General features: G+C 47.1%; 1 protein-coding gene. It reads right to left on the bottom strand.

Annotated elements, in window-relative coordinates; genetic code table 11:
* Positions 1-90 precede the first annotated feature (90 nt).
* A partial coding sequence (locus tag R7Z50_RS29775; RefSeq protein ID WP_318150052.1) for a M20/M25/M40 family metallo-hydrolase occupies positions 91-567 on the bottom strand: 477 nt, incomplete at its 5' end.

Genomic DNA, 567 nt, shown 5'->3' with positions numbered 1-567 from the left:
AATTCGTGTTAACGGTGCATAAAACCTTGTGCTTTGAGAGCCAAAATATGCAGCTCATCGGAGCTGCATAAAGGCTTTTTTTAAACTCAATCAACAACAATACTTAACCATCGCCTTTGAGAGCACATCAATGGTTGGGTCGATAAAATCAAAGGAGAGAAACTCATCTGGTTGGTGCGCTTGTTCGATAGAACCAGGGCCAAGTACCAGAGTCGGACACAGTTGCTGCAAGAAAGGCGCTTCCGTGCAGTAGTTGACGGTTTGCGAACTGGTTTGACAGATCTCTTCAACACCACCGATAAATGGATGATCGTGCTGACATTCATATCCTGGAATTGGCTCATGCAACGGTACGATGTCGATTCGTCCCGGCCATTTAGCTTCTACTTCTTGTAGTGCGCTGCGCAGCATGTTTTCTAAACCGTCCAAACTGATGCCCGGCAATGGGCGAACGTCATAGTGCAACTCGCAACAACCACAAATACGGTTGGCACTATCACCGCCATGGATATGGCCTAAGTTCAACGTTGGGCTAGGGATGGCAAATCCTGGGTGGTGATACTCTTT

The organism is Vibrio sp. 1249-1, assembly GCF_033340495.1.
This window is presented reverse-complemented; position numbering and strand designations above follow the sequence as displayed.